General features: G+C 40.5%; 8 protein-coding genes and 1 tRNA gene. 8 read left to right on the forward strand and 1 reads right to left on the reverse strand.

The window, feature by feature from the left end; all coding sequences use genetic code 11:
• Positions 1–162 precede the first annotated feature (162 nt).
• Positions 163–1089, forward strand: coding sequence for a biotin--[acetyl-CoA-carboxylase] ligase (locus HXT27_RS03020; RefSeq protein ID WP_103042815.1), 927 nt, complete (start codon positions 163–165; stop codon positions 1087–1089).
• A gap of 290 nt (positions 1090–1379) precedes the next feature.
• Here HXT27_RS03020 and HXT27_RS03025 read toward each other — a convergent pair whose 3' ends face one another.
• The gene (locus HXT27_RS03025) at positions 1380–2024 is read right to left on the reverse strand and encodes a biotin transporter BioY (protein WP_075523482.1); all 645 of its coding nucleotides are present in this window, start codon (positions 2022–2024) and stop codon (positions 1380–1382) included.
• 150 nt (positions 2025–2174) lie between these two features.
• On the opposite strand from HXT27_RS03025, the gene HXT27_RS03030 reads away from it, so the two are divergent.
• The 7 genes from HXT27_RS03030 to HXT27_RS03060 all read left to right on the forward strand — a co-directional run bounded on the left by HXT27_RS03030 (position 2175) and on the right by HXT27_RS03060 (position 20851).
• Positions 2175–4052 (forward strand): acetyl/propionyl/methylcrotonyl-CoA carboxylase subunit alpha, encoded by a 1878-nt coding sequence (locus HXT27_RS03030; RefSeq protein WP_075523483.1) that lies wholly within the window; start codon positions 2175–2177, stop codon positions 4050–4052.
• Positions 4049–5698 (forward strand): acyl-CoA carboxylase subunit beta, encoded by a 1650-nt coding sequence (locus tag HXT27_RS03035; RefSeq protein WP_075523484.1) that lies wholly within the window; start codon positions 4049–4051, stop codon positions 5696–5698. Before HXT27_RS03030 ends, HXT27_RS03035 begins: the two co-directional genes overlap by 4 nt.
• 123 nt (positions 5699–5821) lie before the next feature.
• Entirely contained in the window at positions 5822–15469 is a 9648-nt protein-coding gene (locus HXT27_RS03040) for a type I polyketide synthase (RefSeq protein WP_103042816.1), read from the forward strand.
• A gap of 256 nt (positions 15470–15725) precedes the next feature.
• Positions 15726–17621: a PASTA domain-containing protein gene (locus tag HXT27_RS03045; RefSeq protein ID WP_146024444.1), complete on the forward strand. Its 1896-nt coding sequence runs from the start codon at positions 15726–15728 to the stop codon at positions 17619–17621.
• A gap of 21 nt (positions 17622–17642) precedes the next feature.
• Entirely contained in the window at positions 17643–18098 is a 456-nt protein-coding gene (locus tag HXT27_RS03050) for a holo-ACP synthase (protein ID WP_103042817.1), read from the forward strand.
• Positions 18099–18309: 211 nt separating this feature from the next.
• Positions 18310–18383: transfer RNA gene (locus HXT27_RS03055), tRNA-Gly, on the forward strand.
• Positions 18384–18655: 272 nt separating this feature from the next.
• Positions 18656–20851, forward strand: coding sequence for a hypothetical protein (locus HXT27_RS03060; RefSeq protein WP_103043244.1), 2196 nt, complete (start codon positions 18656–18658; stop codon positions 20849–20851).
• Positions 20852–20933: the final 82 nt, after the last annotated feature.

Below are 20933 nucleotides of genomic sequence, written 5' to 3' on the forward strand. Positions count from 1 at the left end.
TGATTGCAATGTTTGTGATTGCAATGTTCGTGATTGTGTTTATGTATTTGCTTTTTCAACTGTATGATTGTTCTTATTTTTGTTGATTTTGTAAATTTTATACAATCATAATTTAGAAATTTAATAAATATATAACTGTCAATATTTCATATAATAAATATTATGAATATTCCTATTTTTTCAGATGAAACGAAATTGCCTTCTAAAGCAGATTATGAAGTTTTGCCTTTGACTAAAAGGCAAGCAGATGGATTAGTTTACGTATCTTGCACTGATTCTACTCAAAATATTGCAAGAAATATGATTAAAAAAGGCGATATTTGTGCTAGTAAAGATGGAAAATTAACTGTTTATGCAATAGTTGCAGATGATCAAACAGCAGGTAGAGGTCGTCTTGGACGCAAATGGGTTAGTAGACCTGGAGAAAGTTTTCTAGTTTCTTTCGTTGTTTTATTGCCTAAAAATATAGTCATGGACGCGAGTAGGAATGGATGGCTTCCAATAATTGCAGGTCTTTGCGCGAGGGATTCTTTACTTGAAACTTTTAGCGAATATAAAAGTAAAGCGATTCACGGTGATGAATGTACTTTGAAACTTAAATGGCCAAATGATATATTTTTGCATGATTGTAAAGAAGGCGGAATATTAACTGAACTAGTTTCTTCGACTGACAATAATTATATTGGAGTAGTTTTTGGAATTGGATTGAATTTGCATGTTCCGCAATTTGTTTTGCCTATAAAAATGGCAACTTCTTTGCAAATGCATATGACTTCTTTGCCTGAATCTTTAAAATTGCGAGATTTTATTGCTTCTCATATTGTTAGCGCTTTGCGTTTGCGATTAAGTGATTTTATAGAAAAATATCCAAATAACTATGATGATTTGCTTAGCGAATTTACTAAAGTTTGTTGGACGCTTGATCGTTTTGTTAGCGTGCATCCTGTTAATGGTAACGCTATTAAAGGTTTAGCGTTTAGAATTGGCGAAGATGCTTCGATTGCGATTCGAGAAGATTCTGGTAACGAAGTAGTTGTTAAAAGCGGAGATGTGCATGCTGTTGCGTATGAGAGTGAAGACTTGCTTTAGAGTTTAGTGCTTAGAATCCAAGCTTTTAGTGTTTAGAGTTTATGGTTTTTAGAGTTTATGGTTTTTAGAGTTTATGGTTTTTAGAGTTTATGGTTTTTAGAGTTTATGGTTTTTAGAGTTTAGATCTTAGAGTTTGGATTTTAGATTTTGGATCTTATGGTTTAGATCTTATGTTGATTAGCAATGTTGGAAAATAAATTCGCACGGGGAATCCATTGGACTTTCCGTGCGAATAAGCTTTTATTTTAATGTAAAATTTATGACGCTTTTTAGATTATAAAGCGAATCTTTTAAGCGCGCTTTTTATTTAAAGCATTGTATAATCCTGAGCAAATAGCGCTTGCTGCGAAAGCTTTAATCAAATCTCCAATCATGAAAATAATCAAAGTAGATGCAGCTGTTTGTAATGCCATTCCGGTTAAGTAGCTTTGTCCAAAGATGCCGAATGCGTAAATCACGATAGTGCCGATTATAGAAGCCACGGAGTAAGTGCAGAATCGTACGAAAGTCTTTTTGAATGAACGTTCTGGCATCATTGCATCTAGAGCAATGTCAAATATGCGTTTCAAAGCTGCAGTTGCTGCAACGCCAAAAATAAAGCCAACAAGGAATCCAGCAGTTGGTCCAACTAATACAGCTAAACCTCCTTTAAAACCTGCAAATACAGGCAATCCTGTAGCACCCAGAGCAAGATACATAACTACTGAAGCAATACCTTCACGCCATGTTAATGTTAAGCCAATAATGCATAAAACAAGAGTTTGCAATGTAATTGGCACAGGTGTAATAGGAAGATAAATTGCGCCTGCCATTGTAGATAATGCTAAAAGCACAGTAAGAAGAGCTGGTTTTGCAATCCAACGAGCTGCATAATTAACATTTTCTAATAAACGTGATGATGTTGTGCATTTAGTAGTGTTATCTAAATTGCTCATGATTAACCTTCTTTCGTTTATTTTTCCGGTTGATAAAAACATTACGTGCACTAAAAATCATGTGCATTGGAGAAGTGTACAAAATTTTGCATTAGGTTTTGTGTATGTTGGCTCATACTAAAACAGGATTTTTCAGATATTTTTTATCTTATGGTTACGAATATCAAAAAATTACTTATCGCTAATCGCGGTGAAATTGCTTTACGAGTGATCCGCACAGCGCATGAAATGGGCATTTCTACTGTTGCGATTTACGCACCAACTGATCGCAGTGCTCAATTTGTAGAAATGGCAGATGAAGCTTACGCACTTTCTGGAGATACATATCGCGATACTTATTTGAATGAAGATGCGATTCTTGAAATTATTAAAAGAAGTGGCACTGATGCTGTACATCCTGGATATGGATTTCTATCTGAAGTTGCGTCTTTTGCGCAAAAAGTCAATGATGCTGGTGTGATTTGGATAGGTCCTCGTCCGGAAGCTTTGATTGACCTTGGAGATAAGATTACTGCTCGCAGGGTTGCTGTGCGAGCTAAAGTTCCGCCTGTTCCTGGAATCTCTGAGCCTGTAAAAGATATTCGAGAGCTTTTAACATTTGCTCAAACTCACGGTTACCCTGTGATGATGAAACGTACAGATGGTGGCGGTGGTCGTGGTATTACAGTCGTGCATAACGATGACGAATTGCGCGGTTTTTACATGAATCACGATGCTTTGCAAGGCGGAGATTTAGACGAATACTTTATTGAACGTTTTATAGACAAAGCTCGTCACGTTGAAACGCAATGCGGACGTGACGCTAATGGGAATTTCACCGTATATTCCACGCGCGATTGCTCTGTGCAGCGCCGAAATCAGAAATTGGTTGAAGAAGCTCCTGCACCGTTCTTAACGGACGATGAAAATGAGCAGCTTCGCAGATATTCTCGTAACCTATTTGAAGCTGTTGATTACGTAGGTCTTGGCACGTGTGAATATATGGTGACTTCTCAGCATAAAGTTTATTTCCTTGAAGTAAACCCACGTTTGCAAGTGGAACACACTGTTAGTGAAGAAGTAAGCGGACTCGACTTAGTGCGCGAACAGCTCAATATTGCTGACGGCAAGAATCTTACTAAAGATCCAGAGCCTAGAGGTCATAGTTTTGAGTTGCGAATCACTTCTGAAGATCCTGCTACTAATTTGACTCCAAGCTCTGGAACTTTAACGAAAATAAAGTGGCCTTCTGGTCCTGGAATTCGCGTTGATTTTGGAGTAGAAGAAGGTGATAACGTATCTCCAAAATTCGACTCTATGATGGGTAAGTTGATTATAACTGCGCAAAATCGCGAAGCTGCTGTTGCTCGTGTTCGAAGAGCATTAAAAGAATTGTGTATTGAAGGTGTGCCAACTCCTGCAAAATTATTCGAACAAATCTTCAACGATCCTGAGTTTACTGCAGAAAATCACAGTTTTGACGTATCTACTAAGTGGTTGGAGCGCAAATATTTGAATCGTGTTCCAGCTGCGTCTTTGGGAGGTCAGCCAGCTTCGCTTGTTTCAGGACAAACTTCTGATAGTGACGAAAATAAGCAACCTGCAATGGAATCTTTCGTAATTGAAGTTGATAACAAGCGTGTAAAGCTTACGATTCCTCAAGATATTGTTGATAATCTTACTGGTTCTGCTCGCGTTCGCAACGTTTCTAGAGTTTCTCAACCTTTGCGAGGTCGTGGACTTAGAGGAGATACGCATAAAGGTGAGGAACAAAAACAGATTCCAGGTGTGATTGCAGCTCCAATGCAAGCTGTTATTACTCGCGTGAATGTTGCTGAAGGTCAGAAAGTTGCTAAAGGCGATTTACTAGCTGTTCTTGAGTCTATGAAGATGGAAAATTACGTTTATGCTCCAGCTGCAGGAACTGTTACTGGTATTTTTGTTGCTCCTGGCGATGGCGTGGAAGCAGGCGCAAAGATTGTGACTATTGAAATTGCTGGAGATAGTGATAAGAATTCTTCGAATAAAACTGAAGGAGCACAAAAATGAGCAATTTATTGCAAGAAAAATCTGCTGTTTCTGAGGTTTCTGCTGTTTCTGGAATCAATACAAAAACTGTTTCTAGTTCTACTGTAGAAAATAATTTACAACCTCGTAGAGGTAAAGCTGCTGTGCAACACGCTGCTCAATTAGCTAGAGATGCAGAACAGAGCGCGTGTGATAAACAGCATGCTAAAGGAAAAGGAACTGCTAGAGAGCGTTTGGATTTGCTTTTTGACACTGGCTCTTTCGTGGAAATCGGTCGTTTTAACGGCGGCGATATTAACAATGATGTAGCTGGATGTGCTGTAATTACTGGTTTTGGTGAAGTTTATGGCAGAAAAGTTGCCGTGTATGCACAAGATTTTTCTGTAAGAGGTGGCACTCTTGGAAAAGCCGAAGGTGAGAAAATTTGTCATCTTTTAGATATGGCTTTAGAGCTTAGAGTACCTGTAGTTGCTGTAATAGATTCCGGCGGCGCTCGCATTCAAGAAGGTGTTGGAGCTCTTATGCAATACGGGCGAATCTTTAAGAAAACTTGTGAAGCAAGCGGCTTAATTCCTCAAATCTCGCTTATTCTTGGACCTTGCGCTGGTGGTGCTGTGTATTGTCCTGCATTAACAGATTTGATTATTATGACTCGCGAGCACTCCAACATGTTCGTCACTGGTCCAGATGTTGTTAAAGCTGCAACAGGCGAAGCGATTAGCATGGACGATTTGGGCGGAGGACTTGTGCATAACGCAACTTCAGGAGTCGCTCATTATTTGGGAGAAGATGAAGCTGATGCAATCGATTATGCTAGAACTGTTTTAGCTTATTTACCTTCGAGTTGCGAATCTAATCCTCCTACTTTTGCTTATTGTGCAACGCGTGCAGATCGAGAAACTGCGCGAGAATTAGCGAATATTGTTCCAGATAACGATCGACAGCCATACGATGTACTCGATGTAATTCGAAGAATTGTAGACTATAGCGAGTTTGTACAAGTACAAGAATTGTATGCTGCTTCTGCAGTGGTTGGATTTGCTTGCATTGAAGGCCATCCAGTTGGAATAGTAGCTAATCAGCCTAAAGTGAACGCTGGAATATTGGACGTTAATTCTTCTGAAAAAGTTGCTCGATTTGTGAGATTGTGTGATGCGTTTAATTTGCCTGTTGTGACTTTAGTTGACACTCCTGGATATAAGCCTGGATCTGATCAAGAGCATGCTGGCATTATTCGCAGAGGTGCAAAAGTGATTTACGCTTATGCAAATGCTCAAGTTCCTCTTGTAACTGTGATTTTGCGTAAAGCTTTTGGCGGTGCATACATTGTTATGGGCTCGAAATCTATGGGTGCAGATGTTAATTACGCGTGGCCGACAAGCCAAATTGCAGTGCTTGGTGCTCAAGGAGCTGTAAATATTATTCATCGTAAGGATTTGCATAAAGCAAAAGAGCGCGGGCAAGATGTAGATGCATTGCGTAAAAAGCTTGTTGATGAATATGAAGCTACTACTGTAAATGCAAATCTTTCTCTGGAAACTGGTCAGATTGATGCGATGATTGATCCTGAGCAAACGCGCGATATGATATCTGGCTCTTTAAGTCTTTTGCGTAGTAAAAAGCGTATTAAAAGAACTGGAAAACATCATGGGAATCAGCCTATGTAAAAGAAAGAAGAAAGTCTTCTGATTTACAAAATCCTAATAATTTTTAACTAAATATAAACCAATATCAGATTTACATCAGATTTATAAAAGATATACATCAGATATAAACGAGAAGGAAATATCATGACAACATACTTTTTCGATCGCCTTGCTAAAGATCCTCATGTGCTCGCTTTCGCCGGGCAATCAACACCATGGGTTGAATGCCTTTCTTCATTGTGCAAGGATGCTGAATTAGACGCTGAACTTCACCGTTATGAAAATGGTGCAAAAGCGTTATTATCTCCAATTTATGCAGAATTATTGGCTAATGCCGGTGGAGATATGAATGTTTTTGATGCAATCGAAAATAAGCATATTCATGCATCTGATGCTCAATTAAGTGTGCCTGGAATCGCTTTAGCGCAATTGGGAGCGGTTTTAGATTTAACTAATCTCGGTTATAACTTTGAAGTTAATAAGCCATATGCTGTACTTGGTCATTCGCAAGGTGTGATTGCAGCTAGAATGGTTGAAGCTCGTATTAAATCTGGATCTTGGCAGAAAGCTCGTGCGCAAATAGAGGAGTTGCTTGCTTGCGCTTATATAATTGGATCTGCTGGAGATCGCGAATCGCGTATGCTTGAAATCTCTGGAGATGGCGATTTAACTCCAATGCTTTCACTTAAAGGCGTGACTGAAAAGCAAGCTAAAGCTTTGATTGCACGAGTTGAAAGAACGAAGGGCGCTATATCAATTGCTGTTAAGAATTCTAGAAATCATGTAGTTCTTTCTGGATATCCGGAAGATATGGAATCTGTTGCAAATGAAGCGCAAAAAGAAGCTAAGCGTTCTAAAAAATTGCGTGAAATGAAAGTGCGTGGTGGAGCTGTTTTCTCTCCTGTAGCCGAATATTTGGATGTAACAGTTCCATTCCATTCTCAAATGATGGAAGCTGCAGTTTTGCAGGCTGAAAATTGGGCTATGGAAGCTGGATTGAACGTAGAAATAGTGCGTTCTTTGGCTGATGAAGTTTTAGTTAAGGCTGTTGATTGGTCTGAGATTGTTAAAAATGTGCTTGAAAACACTGAAACTCGCACTCTTTGGATTCTAGATATGGGTCCTGGGGAAGTGCTTGGTAAGCTAACTAGTGTGCTTGTTCAAGGAACAGGCGCTGGTGTAGTCGAAGCGTCTAGCGTTAATTCTCGCGCAAATCTTTCTACATTGGATTGTGCTCCAGAGCGTAGTGGATGCTGGGCTGATTTTGCACCTCGTGTTATTGAAACTCCTGCTGGTCGTAAAGTTCTTACTAAGTTTAGTAAGTTGACTGGTAAAGCTCCTGTATTGCTTGCTGGAATGACTCCAACAACTGTTGAGCCAGAAATTGTTGCAGCAGCTGCAAATGCTGGATACTGGGCTGAACTTGCAGGCGGCGGTCAAGTTACTTCTGAAGTATTCGATAGGCATATGGATTCCCTAGAAAAGCAGCTTAATGAAGGCGCTACTGTGGAATTTAATGCAATGTTTATGGACCGTTATTTGTGGAATTTACAATTTGGTTCTAAGCGCATTGTGTCTAAAAAACGTCAATCTGGTGCTCCAATTGATGGTGTTGTAATTTCTGCAGGTATTCCAGAAATAGATGAAGCAAAAGAATTAGTGTCTTCTTTGCATGCTGACGGATTCCCGTATGTTGCATTTAAGCCTGGTACTGTTAATCAGATTCGACAAGTTATACGTATTGCTAAAGCTGTTTCGCCATCTATGATTATTGCGCAAGTTGAAGGTGGATCTGCAGGCGGACACCATTCTTGGGAATCGCTTGATGACTTGCTTATAAGCACGTACGCTCAAGTTCGCGAATGCGATAATTTAGTTCTTGTTGCTGGCGGTGGAATTGGTACTCCTGCTCGCGCTGCGGATTATATTTCCGGCGAGTGGGCGAATGATTATGGTTTGCCAAATATGCCTGTTGATGCTGTGATGATTGGAACTGCAGCAATGACAGCAAAAGAAGCACATACAAGTCCTGAAGTAAAGCGTATGCTTGTTGAAACTCCTGGAATTGTAGCTCCTAAAGCATCTAGTGTTGAAGGTTTTGATGATGATCCATTTGCTCCAATGGGAGAGCGTTGGGTTCCATCAGGTGGTGTAATTGGTGGAGTTACAAGTGGTTTGAGTCATTTGCATGCAGATATTTACGAACTTGAAAATTCATCTGCTAAATGCGGGCGTTTGCTCGTGCATATGATGAAGCATCCAGAAGAGCTTGAAACTCGCCGTGATGAAGTTATATCTGCTCTTAATGCTACTGCTAAGCCTTATTTTGGTGATGTTGAAACAATGACTTATGCTCAGTTTGCGCAAAGATTCCTTGATTTGGCTTATCCTTGGGTTGATCCTACTTACGCGGATCGCTATTTGCATTTGCTTCAACGTATTGAAGCTCGTTTAGTGAGCCAAGATTCCGGTGAGTTTACTTCAACTTTGCCATCTAGAGCAGAAGTTAGCGAGCATCCTCAAGATGCATTGGATTCTTTGCTGAAAGTATTGTCTAAAGCGCGTGAACTTAACGTTGTTCCAATGGATGCAGCATGGTTCCCAACTTTGGTTCGCGAATATCCAAAGCCAATGCCATTTGTGCCTGTTATTGATAACGATTTATTGCGTTGGTGGGGACAAGATCAACTTTGGCAATCGGAAGATTCTCGCTACTCGGCTGATGCTGTTCGCGTAATTCCTGGACCTATTTCTGTATCTGGAATTACTACTATGGATGAGCCTGTTGCAAATATACTTGCTCGATTTGAATCAGCTATGATGCAACGTGCAGAAGCTCTAGGTGTTGATAATAGCTCAAAGAGTATTGCAAAGGGTAGTGCAAAGGGTAGTGCAAGAGATGCAGAAAAGAATTTTGAAGTAAATAAGATTGCTTTCAGCCAAATTGATGATTCAAAAGATGTTGAGGCATACGTGCGCGCATGCCCTAATATTTCTTGGATTGGTCATGTGACTTCTAATCCAGCTTATGGCACTAATATTAACGATGAAAATTATGTTATTAGTGTTCTTGATGAGAAAAATAATCTAATTAAGCTTGATTTGGATATTAAGTTAGACACTTTCTGGGATAATCAAAATTCTAATGATTTTGATAAATCAAATAAGTCATCTAATAAATCGGCTAACAAGATTGCATCAAATCCAAATGATAAATCTTCTGCTCCTAAGCATGCTGTGCGTGATATTGTTATCCCGCTGATTGTTGATTCTTCACGCGCTGGAAGTATTCCTGTAGTAGATCGAGATCGACTGCCTGAGCATGTTTACAATATGCTTGCTGCTACTGCAGGTATTGGAAATACTGCTATTACTGGCGATGTGCTTGAGAAAATGCCAAAAGTTGAAACAAATGGTGAAGGATCAAAGCTGAATTCAGATTTGATTGCAGAAGGTTATTCTGATTCTCCGTTTGGCTTAGTTCGTTCATCTTATACTTTCTCTCGCAATCTTGGAATAGATCATGAATCTGCTACAGCAGGTCGTCTTCCTGATGGCTTAAAGGCATCTCGAATCGTTCCAGATGCTTTAGTTGGACCTGCTTGGCCAACTATTTACTCTGCTCTTGGTTCAGTGCTGGTTGACGGTTATCCGATTATTGAAGGCTTACTAAATGCTGTTCATTTAGATCATTTAGTTGAGCTTGATATTGATGCTTCTGATTTTAGTAATTACGTAGGCAAGCGAATTAACTTGCTTGGCTGGGCAGAACAGTATTCTGAGTCTGCGTCAGGTCGTGTTGTAACAATTCATGTAATTCATACAGCTGCTGACGGAACGCGTCTTGCACATGAAACTGAGCGTTTTGCTATTCGTGGACGTAGCTTCAGTAATGCGCTACCAACTCCAGCTGCTGAATACGGTGACGCTGCTTCATTGCATGGATATGAGATCGAAGATACTCCACGCAGAGCGCTTCGAAGAGTTACTGTTCGAGCTCCTCATGATATGACAGCTTTTGCGCGTACTTCTGGAGATTTCAATCCAATTCATACTTCTAAGCGTGGTGCTGCAATATCTGGACTTTCTGCTCCTCTAGTTCATGGAATGTGGCTTTCTGCAACTGCTCAGCATGTTGCTCAAGCAGTTGATGCAAAAGGCGCGCGTTATGAACTAATCGGATGGTCATACAACATGTATGGCATGGTTCAGCTAGATGATGAAGTTGAAATAACTGTTGAGAGAGTAGGAAAGGTCCGCCGTGGTGGACTTGCTTTGGAGGTTACTTGCAAAGTTGCAGGTCAAATTGTTTCTAAAGCAAGTGCGTTAACTCGTGCTCCTCGTGCAGCATTCGTATATCCTGGTCAGGGCATTCAGAAGCAAGGTATGTCTTTGGATGAGCGTGCAAAATCACCAGCAGTACGTGAAACTTGGGAGCGTGCTGACAAGCTCACTCGTGAAAAGCTTGGATTCTCAATCCTTGCTGTTGTGCGCGATAATCCAAAAGAACTTACTGCTCATGGAGTGACGTATCGTCATCCTGAAGGATTGCTTAACTTAACTCAATTTACGCAAGTTGCTCTTGCAACTGTAGCTTTTGCTCAAACGGCAAGATTGCGTGAATCTGGATGCGATATTTGGCCTGCATATTTCGCTGGGCATTCTCTTGGTGAATACAATGCTTTAAGCTCTTTCGCTCAAATTATTCCACTTGAAACAGTGTTGGAATTAGTGTTCCATCGTGGCTCTACAATGCATCATTTGATTGATCGAGATTCTCAAGGTCGTTCAAATTATCGCATGGGTGCTCTTCGTCCTAACCAATTCGGCGTGGATGATAGCGGAGTAAAAGCTTATGTTGACGGTATTGCTAAGGAAACTGGCGAATTTTTGCAAATTGTAAACTATAATTTGGCTGGTCAACAATATGCTGTTGCTGGAACAATCAAAGGTTTGAAAGCTTTGGCTTCAGACGCATCTAAGCGTGCAAAAGAATATGGTGGTAAACCTCCATTCATGTTTGTTCCTGGAATTGATGTACCATTCCACTCTCGCATTCTTCGAAAGGGTGTGCCGGAATTCCGCGATAAGCTTGATTCTTTGCTTCCAAGCAATATTGACTATTCACGTTTAGTTGGAAGATATATTCCTAATTTGGTAGCTGTGCCTTTCGAGTTGACTCGTGAATTTGCGCAGAAGATTTTAGACGTTGTTCCTTCCGAGCGTATTGAGGCTGCTTTAGAGGATGAAAATACTTGGAAGTCGTATGCTGAAGATGAACAAAAATTAGGTAGATTACTTCTTACGGAATTGCTTTCATGGCAATTTGCTTCTCCAGTTCGATGGATTGAAACGCAAGCTCTTATGTTTGCTGATCGCGCTCGTGGTGGACTTGGTGTTGAAGAATATGTTGAAGTTGGTTTAGGTAATGCTCCTACTTTGGCAAATCTTGGCGCTAAAACTCTAGCTTTGCCTGATTTTAGCGGTGAAAAGGTCACAGTTTATAATGTTGGCAGAGATGAAGGTCGAGTGTATATGACTGACACTGATTCTCTTGTTCCACAAAGTTTTGATGAAGAAGATAGTCAAGACGCAGCTCCTGCTTCTGTGCCGGCTGCTACTGAGTCGTCTGCTTCTGCTACTTCAGCTCAAGCTCAAGCTCCTGCTCCTGCTGCTGCTACTACTTCTGCTGCTCCTGCATCAAGTGGACCTGTAGAAGACTTGCCTTTCAAAGCGTCTGACGCAATCTCAATGCTTATTGCTTATAGCGCAAAGATTCGCATTGATCAAATTGGAGATACTGATACCACTGATACTCTTACAAATGGAGTATCTTCTCGAAGAAACCAGCTTCTTATGGACATTAGCTCCGAGCTTGGTGTTGCTAGTGTTGACGGTGCTGCTGAAGCTCCAATGAGCGCATTGCGTAAGTTGGTTAATTCTGTTGCTCCTCGTTACAAGGCATTCGGTGCAGTGCTTTCAGATATTGTTCGTGAACGTTTACGCGCGCTTTTCGGAGCTGCAGGCGTGAAACCAGCTCAAGTTGACAAGCGTATTAGCGAAGTTTGGCACTTGGGTGACGGTTGGCGTGCTCACGTTCTTGCTGCATTGGTTTTGCAAACGCGTGAAGGAGCGAGTGTTAGAGGTGAAAACCTTGCTCAGATTTCAACGCAGCCGGCGAAGAATGTTGCTGCAGCTGATGCTTTAATTGATGCTGCAATTGAGCAGGTTGCTCGCGCTAATGGTGTATCTATATCTAAGCCTGGTGCATCTGGTTCTGCTGGTGGTGCTGTAGTTGATTCTGCTGCTCTTGATGCTTTTGCGCAACGTGTTGTTGGTAGTGATGGTGTTCTTGCTGCAACAGCTAAATTCGTGTTAGCAAAGCTTGGAGTAGAGGCTCCTAAAGTTGAAAATGGAGAAGATGAAAACGCTGCTGTTGTTGAAGCTGTTGAATCTGAGCTTGGTGCGGATTGGCCAAAGCAGGTAGCTCCTCGATTTGATGAGCGTAAAGCTATACTTTTCGATGACCGTTGGGCATCTGCTCGTGAAGATGTTGCGCGTTTGTATTACGAATATGCTTTAGGTGATAACAATGCGTCTTCTGCTAATGATGTAGATCCAAGTGATGTTGCAGGAATATTAAATAACATTGGTAAATTCTTAGGTGCAGGATCTTCTGTTGCTGCTGAAGCTGATTGGTTTGCAAAGAAATCTAAAGAAAAATGTCTAAATAATTTATCTGCAATATTCGAGAAGATATCTAAGGATGCTAGAACAAGCGTATATGATGCGTCTTGTGCTCAAGATGATAGCGAATCTCAAACTCGATTTGCGTCAGATGTAGCAGTTGTTACAGGAGTTGCTCCTTCTTCGATTGCTGCTCAAGTAGTTACAGGTCTTCTTGCAGGTGGAGCTACTGTTATTGCAACATCTCACAGTTTTAAGCCGAGTGTAAAAGCGTGGGCGAAGAAAGCTTATCGTCAATATGCTTCCAAGGGCTCGAAACTGTGGCTTGTTCCAGCTAATTTATCTAGTTATCGTGATGTTGATGCGCTTGTAAAGTGGGTTGGCACTGTTTCTAAGAAGGTTAGCGGTGCAAAAACAACTATTTTGAAGCCAGCTTATGAGCCTAGCTTGTTCTTCCCATTTGCAGCTCCTCCGGTTCATGGAACTTTGGCTGATTCTGGTTCGCTTTTCGAATCTCAATCAAGGCTTATGCTTTGGGGCGTTGAGCGTGCTATTGCAGGATTTGCTCAAATTGGAGCTGATACAGATGTACAACATCGTATGCACGTTGTTTTGCCTGGTTCTCCAAATCGCGGTATGTTTGGTGGAGATGGAGCTTATGGCGAAGTTAAGAGTGCGTTTGATGCGATTGTTAATCGTGCGCATGCTGAAAGCGTGTGGTCGAATCGCGTAACTTTCGCACATCCTAAGATTGGATGGGTTCGTGGCACTGGCTTAATGGGTGGAAACGATCCATTAGTAGATGTTGTTGAGCGTCATGGTCTTACAACTTACTCAACTAAAGAGATGGCAAATCGCTTGCTTGATTTGTGCACAAAAGAATCGCGCGAGCAGGCTCTAATAGCTCCGCTAGACGTAGATCTTACTGGAGGATTAGGTAAAGAACCTCTTGATTTGAATGCTCTTCGTGCTGAAGCATTAGAGGATCAACGTTTGGCTGCTCAAGCTAATAATGGTGGCAATTCAGATAATGCAACTAAAGATGATGAGAATAATGCATCTTCAAAGTCAACTAATAAAGCGTTGCCAACTCCTTACGTACCTTCTCAGCCACGTGTCAATCTAGATGATTGGAAGAACGTAACAGCGCGTCCAGAAGATGAGATTGTAATCGTTTCTGTTGGAGAGCTTGGACCGTGGGGATCTGGACGTACAAGATTTGAAGCGGAGCTTGGAATTCAAGAAGATGGTTCTGTGGAGCTTTCTGCAGGAGCGGTACTTGAATTAGCTTGGAATATGGGATTGCTTACTTGGCAAGATTCTCCAAAGCCGGGTTGGTACGATTGCGAAGGAACGCTTGTTCCAGAAGCTGACATTGCTGAAAAGTATCGTGATGAAGTAGTGGCTCGCTCAGGTATTCGTCCATTTGAAACCGGTATGGGTGGCGATTATAAAGATGGAGCTAATGAGGAAGAAGCAGAGATTTTCCTTGACCATGATGTTAGCTTTAATGTTCCAACAGAACAAATCGCTAGAGAATACGTATCTCTTGATGAATCTAATACTGAGATTTCTCGTGATGATGAGTCTGGAGAATGGATTGTAACTCGTAAATCTGGATCTGTAATTCGTGTTCCTCGCCGTGCTGCAATGACTAGAACAGTTGGCGGACAATTCCCTAAGGGATTTGATCCACTTAAGTGGGGTATTCCAGCATCTATGGTTGGAAGTGTAGACACAATTGCGTTGTGGAATATTGTTACAACCGTGGACGCTTACATTTCTGCCGGTTTCACGCCTTCTGAAATTTTGCAATCAGTGCATCCGTCAATGGTTGCTTCAACTCAAGGTACAGGATTCGGCGGCATGAGTTCTATGCGCAAGCTGTATTTGGATCGTTTCCTTAACCACGAAATTCCGACAGATGTGTTGCAAGAAGCGCTACCAAACGTTGTTGCTGCTCACGTGATGCAAACATATATTGGTGGATATGGAAATATGATTCAGCCAGTATCTGCTTGCGCAACTGCAGCGGTTTCGCTCGAAGAAGGCGTTGATAAAATAGCGCTTGGTAAAGCTGATTTCGTTGTTACAGGTGCTATTGACGACATCGGCGTTGAGTCCGTAGTTGGCTTCGGCAATATGAACGCTACAGCAAATAGTGAAGAAATGTATGCAAAAGGCATAGATCCACGATTCTTCTCTAGAGCAAATGATCGTAGACGCGGAGGATTCCTTGAATCTCAAGGCGGCGGTACGATTCTCATAACTCGAGGAGATATTGCATTAAAGCTTGGATTGCCTGTTGCTGGAGTAGTTGGTTTCATTCATTCTTACGCTGATGGTATTCACACTTCGATTCCAGCTCCTGGATTGGGTGCTTTAGCTGCAGGAATGGGTGGAGCTAAATCTAAGCTTGTGCGCGATTTGGCAGCTTTAGGTGTTACTCCGGACGATATTGCTGTTGTTTCTAAACACGATACGTCTACGAACGCAAATGATCCGAATGAATCTGAGTTGCACAATACTTTAGCTCATGCAATCGGGCGCACGGAGGGAAATCCTCTGTTCGTAATCAGTCAGAAGACGCTGACTGGTCACGCAAAAGGTGGTGCGTGCATATTCCAAATCAACGGTTTAACTCAACTGTTTAGAACAGGAGTAATTCCTGGAAATATGTCGCTTGATTGCGTAGATCCTGCTCTTGAGCGTGACGATCACATGGTGTGGTTGCGTAAGCCAATGCGTGTTGGTTGCACTTCAATAAAGGCTGCGCTCGCTACTTCTCTAGGCTTTGGTCACGTAAGTGGATTTGTGGCTCTTGTGCACCCTGGCGCATTTGAGTCAGCTGTGGCGGCTACTTGTGGTGTAGATGCATTAGAAGAGTGGCGCAATCGTGCTAACGCGCGTTTGGCAGCAGGTCAGAGGCATTTGCAAGAAGGCATGATGGGACGTGTTGAACTGTTTGAACCAGTTGAAAATCGTCACTTGCTTAAGGATGGTACTCGTATGGCTGATGGAACTCGCTACAACGGACATGAAGCTGAAAAGGCGATGTTGCTTAATCCTGACGCTCGCCTTAACGCGGATGGTTACTACTGCTGATTTTTAAGTTGATTTTTTTTTTAAGTTGATTTTATAAGTTAATTTCAGCGTGATTATTGAGCTTGCTAAGGTTTTAAGCATATTATGCTTTCAGCTTTAGCAAGCTTTTTTATGAAGTGCAGCTTAATAATAAAATCCGCATGTTTTTGTTATTGTTGCTTAGGTGTTTGAAAAATAAAATAATATAGTAAGCTCTATTGGTAAAGAGTAAGTTTAGTTTTGTAAATGGGATTGTTACTTGCGATAGAAGGTTTAGATGTTTTGTATAAATTGCGGAAATAAGATTGACGAAGGTGATAATTTCTGCTGTTTTTGTGGATTTGCTGTTGAAGATGATGTGGATTCGAAAGCAGAAACGCAATCTTTTAAATATCAAGAATCAGATATCGCGAATAATCCAAGTAATTTAGCTATTCCAACTAAATATGCAAATCCGAATGCTTTTAATGAATCTAACAATCCTAATACTTCTACTGAATCAAACAATCTGAATACTTTTAATGAATCTAACAATCCGAATACTTCTACTGAATTCAATACTTCTAATAAGTCAACTTCGTATGACAATCACAGCAATAAGCAAAATCTTAAAAATCGCAAAAGTGTTGTGATTATTCTTGTTAGTGTTGTGCTCACAGTTGTACTTGTTTTAGCTGGTTCGATTTGGTATTTTGCTAAAAATAGAACTTCTGGCACTAATTCTTCAAGCGCAAATTCGGTGCTAATTCCTGAAGCGAAATCTGGCGATAGCGCTGATAGCGTTGCGAAATCCTTGGAAAATAAGGGTTTTCGCACGAAGATTATTGATGAGTTTAGTGCATCGAAACGTGGAAACTTCCTTAGATATGCGAATGTTAAGCCTGGTTCGAAAGTGTCAACTAGAAAAGTTGTGAAAATTATAAGATCTAAAGGTCCTGGTGTTCCAGCTAGGGGAGTTGTTGGAGAGAATTTAAGTCAAGCTTCAAAAATTGTTAAGTCGATGGGTGTTCCAGTTAAGCTCCATCGAGTTCCTGTAACTGATTCTTCAGCAGATAAGATTGTTGCGTCTAGTCCACTTCCTGGAAACGCTGTTGGCAAAGACGGTGTAATAAATATTGCTGTTGGTGAAAAGTGCGATGGTGTTCCAGTTGATTTGTTTGGGTTAAATAGAGACAAAGCTAAGGATATGCTGTCTTCTAAGCCTTTTAGTGTGGATCTTCGCCCGAAGTTTTCATCGCCAAAATATTTTGGCAAAATTGTTGGTGCTTACCCTGCTTTAGGCACTAAAGGAAATCCTAAAGAAGTAACGCTTTACTATGGAGTTGACGCATCTAAAGCAAAAGATGTTGTAACTGAACCAATGAATCTTGGTGACGAAACGGCTTATCTTGTGCAACGTGCAGGCTCTTTTGTTGGCAAATGGTGTACGAATAGCGGTAAATGCATAACTCTTGTTCCGCATCGTATGCGCAATGAACAATTCGTAGAAGAACGAAATATTAGGAGTCTTATTCCAGTAGATTTTGATGATACAGACGGAAGAGTATCTGATTTAGATAGCATGGGTTATATAGATAATAAGAGTATTCTTGATTTGAATTCTGGAGGTCAAGATCCTACGGATTACGCTGTATTTGATAAGAATATTAAAAATAGTTCAATGATGAGGAATCATCTTATTTCCGGCGATACTGGTGCTGTAGAGCTGTATTCTGGAGGCGCTATTGTGCAATGTGGCAATCAAGATGTTCCTATTTGGGGTTCAGGAGTTACATGTTTGAACGGGAAATATACTGAGGCTCCTACTGATTCTTATGAGCAAGCAAGAATTGACAATGATCCAGGTAAAGGTATTGGATATTATTACACGATGCGAGATTTTATGGTAATAGTACCTGTTGGAGCGAAGTTCGATGAGCTTTTAAATAGTGGATATTTCGTTGGAAAGCCTACACGCAAACCAGATTTAAAGCGTCCGTTTATTTTGCGAAGGGATTCTGACCTTTATAAAGAAACACGCAAAGATTTGCCAAAAGGTGATTTTGTTAATCCTTTTGTTCCTACTTATCAAGGACGTGCAGTGCCTTTTGCGCCAGCTCCAGATGATTCGAACGCGTACTATCTTGTTGAAGAGCCTTTTGACTGGAGCACAAATCCTGGCGAATCGCTGTGATTTCTCAGGAAGATGGTTTGTATGATTGCAGGACTTGGACACGATATTGTTAATGTTTCGCAATTTGCTGAGCAAATGAGCGTAAGCAATGGTTGGCGTGCGCTATTTTCTACTCGAGAACTTCGACAGTGTTCAATAATCGCGAAATGTAAGCATGATAATGAAGCTATACATATTGCTGCACGTTGGGCTGGTAAAGAATCTGTTATAAAAGCTTGGTGTGAAGCACTTGGAGCTTTTGAAGCAAAATATCCATATACTTTAGATAACACTCCATGGAATCAGATTGAAATTCTTAGTGACTCCCATGGTTGCCCTAGCATACATCTTTCGAGTGAAGTAAAAGAAAAACTTGTAGAATCGTTAAAATTGCAATCTTATGAAAACGTAAAATGGCATATATCGTTATCTCATGATGGAGATGTTAAAAGTGATTGTGCGCTTGCGTCTGTGGTTGTTATTTTAGAAATTTTATAGGATTTGCATAGTGTTTGAATAGAAGTTGATTGGTAAATAAAAGTTAGGGCATTTAGAGTTAGATTTGCGGATAATTATAGTAAATTGTGAGTGTTGCAAGCGTTTGTTTAGTGTATTTTGGCGTGTTATAACAATTCTATTTGTTATATGTCTTAAGTACCTGTATAATTAGACGAGTCGCCATTTTGCTGTGAAGTAAAGTGTGATGATTGCGGACGTAGCTCAATGGTAGAGTCTCAGTCTTCCAAACTGATTACGCGGGTCCGATTCCCGTCGTCCGCTCCACTTGAGGAGAGTTGATATATCAATGTTCTTCGCCTGTTCCTACGTCTTAGAAATAGGCTAAATGTGCAAATAATGTGTGCAATTGAATCTATTTGTTCTAATAGTTATTAGTGATTCAGTTAAATTCTTTTTATTTTATAGTTTTTCTCATATAGTGTTTGGTTTATATCTTTTTAACTCGTTTTTGATATTTACATTCATTCATCATGCGTTTGCAATATACTTGCATATCAAAGGGTGTAAAGAATTTATAGTTTATGAGGAATACGGAATTGCAAAAAATTTTGGAAAAATTTCTAGAAAAAAATGCCGCAATACGAAAAATATTACCATTTGTAACAATATTTGTAATAACTGGTCTTATTGCAATCGCATTTTTCAGCAACCTGTACCTTGCATACAGCTCACGTAATTACGTGCAAAAACCTCTTGTCTTAAGCAAAGCAATCATACCGGATTTAAGCAGTTACAACGAGCGAACCGGTGAAAAAAATAACAGAGAACAAGCGCAAATTATCGGCAATTCCATTTCTATCCCAAATTCGGGAGCAGATGTAATATTAAGCGGAATTAACGAAAATACTAAAGCTTTAAAAATCGAGTTGCAGCAAGAAAAGCCGTCAACTTTCGTCACTGGCACGTTGGAAATTGAGGACTTTGGCATAGCTCCAAACGCGTACACTCTAGCGGATTCTTTCCAAATGTCTACCGGAAAGCACAATACTAGAGTTCTTCGTTTTGAAAGTCACGGAACTGCGTACAAAGCTAAGCTGCATTTTAATCAAACAGGAGCTCCTTTCACACTCAAAGCTGTTACGGTAAATCCGCCTTTTGTGCTGCACGTAAACTTTGGAATGTGGGCAGTACTTTTCGTTGCAAGTTCGCTTATATTCTTGGTATACAAGAAAAAGTGGTATTTGCTTAACTATGATCGCCACAATCTTGTACAAAATATAGTTTTTTGGGCACTGTGCGTAATGCTTATGGGATTCTCGCTCTACCTGTGCTTTGTTGTGTACCGTGGTCATGGCATACGAGTGCCATTTCCGTCTGACTTATATGATCGTGTCAACGGAAATCCGTACACTGAGCAGCTTAAAGCTTGGAAATCAAACTCTTTTGCTCTTCTGCAGCAGCCACCTAAAGAATTAGTAGAATCCACAAACCCGTTTAGTTGGGGTGAGCGCATGTACTTGGGCTCTAAAGGAGTGTATATACCTTGGGATGTGGTGTTCCACAATAATCATTACTATTGCTACTTTGGTATAGTGCCGTTCTTGCTCACTTACGTGCCTTTTAATCTGATATTCCCACATGCAGTTCCTTCTGCAGTATTAGTTGTTACAATATTTGCGGTTGCGATTATTCCGTCTATGTTCGCGCTTCTTAAAGAAGCTGTTGAATTCTTTGCAATACGCGCCAATTACTGCCTGTTTTTGCTTGCTGCAGCAGCTTTCCCATTCGGATGCTTAATCTTCTACTTGCAATCCTCAGCATCCCTTTACTATATTCCGCTTCTTAGTGCAATACTGTTTGGAGTCTTATTCTTATATGCTTCTCTTAAAGCTGTGCGGCTTCATGCGGTCCGTCCGTGTGCTGGATATGCGCTTTTTGCACTAGCTGGCATAAGTCTTGCTTTGCAATGCGGATCTAGGCCAAACGCGTGCATTCCTGTCGTTGCTTTTATAGCGCCATTATTTATTGCGCTATTATTTGATGTAAAACGAAGTATTTTAAATCGCGTTGCTGCAGCTTCAAGCTTCCTTGTGCCTGCAATTGTAGGCGTATCTGGAATATTAACTTATAATTACTTGCGTTTTAAGTCTTTCTTTAATTTTGGAAATGAAGAGCAGCTTACTAATTTCGATTTGCGGTTTAATAGTAAATCTTTTGATCCTACTAAGGTTCGCGATATTATCCTTAATTATTTCTTAAAACCTTTTAATATTTCGGAAAATTTCCCATATATCTCTATACCTTGGGCAAATAATCAGGGTTATGGAAATTCTTTCTACACGCATATGATTTTCGGTCTTATGATGATTCCACTTTTCTGGTGGCTGTTTACATTAAGACGTAAGTTTATGCAAAAAATTGAGTATATTATGACAGTTGTTGGATTAGTAGCATCATTCTTGCTGCTGTATCTTAACTACTGTTTGGGTGGTAATTTGTACCGCTATTATTGCGATTCAATTATTATATTCATTTTGATTGCAATAATGAGTATGCTTCATAGAGTTAAGCCTTATAGCAAAGATCTTGATGTTACTTGTGAAGAAGATTGCGCAATTGCTGAGCAATCGTCTTTGCGTTTGTATGTCCCAGCTGTGTTTTGTGCAGTGGTAACTATGATAATAGTTGGTTTATTAGTATTCAGTAATCATACTGAGCCATCTGCAGATATACAAAACATAAACCCTGATTTATTCCTTAAGTGGAGTGATTTATTTACGATTGGTCGCTGATTTGCTTATTGGCTGAAGTGTATTGATGCGTATTGCATATTGATTTGTTACATTTTACGCGCTAATTGTATATAAAAATGGT

This window comes from Gardnerella bivia (genome assembly GCF_049262715.1).
In the GTDB taxonomy this organism is placed as follows: domain Bacteria; phylum Actinomycetota; class Actinomycetes; order Actinomycetales; family Bifidobacteriaceae; genus Bifidobacterium; species Bifidobacterium vaginale_A.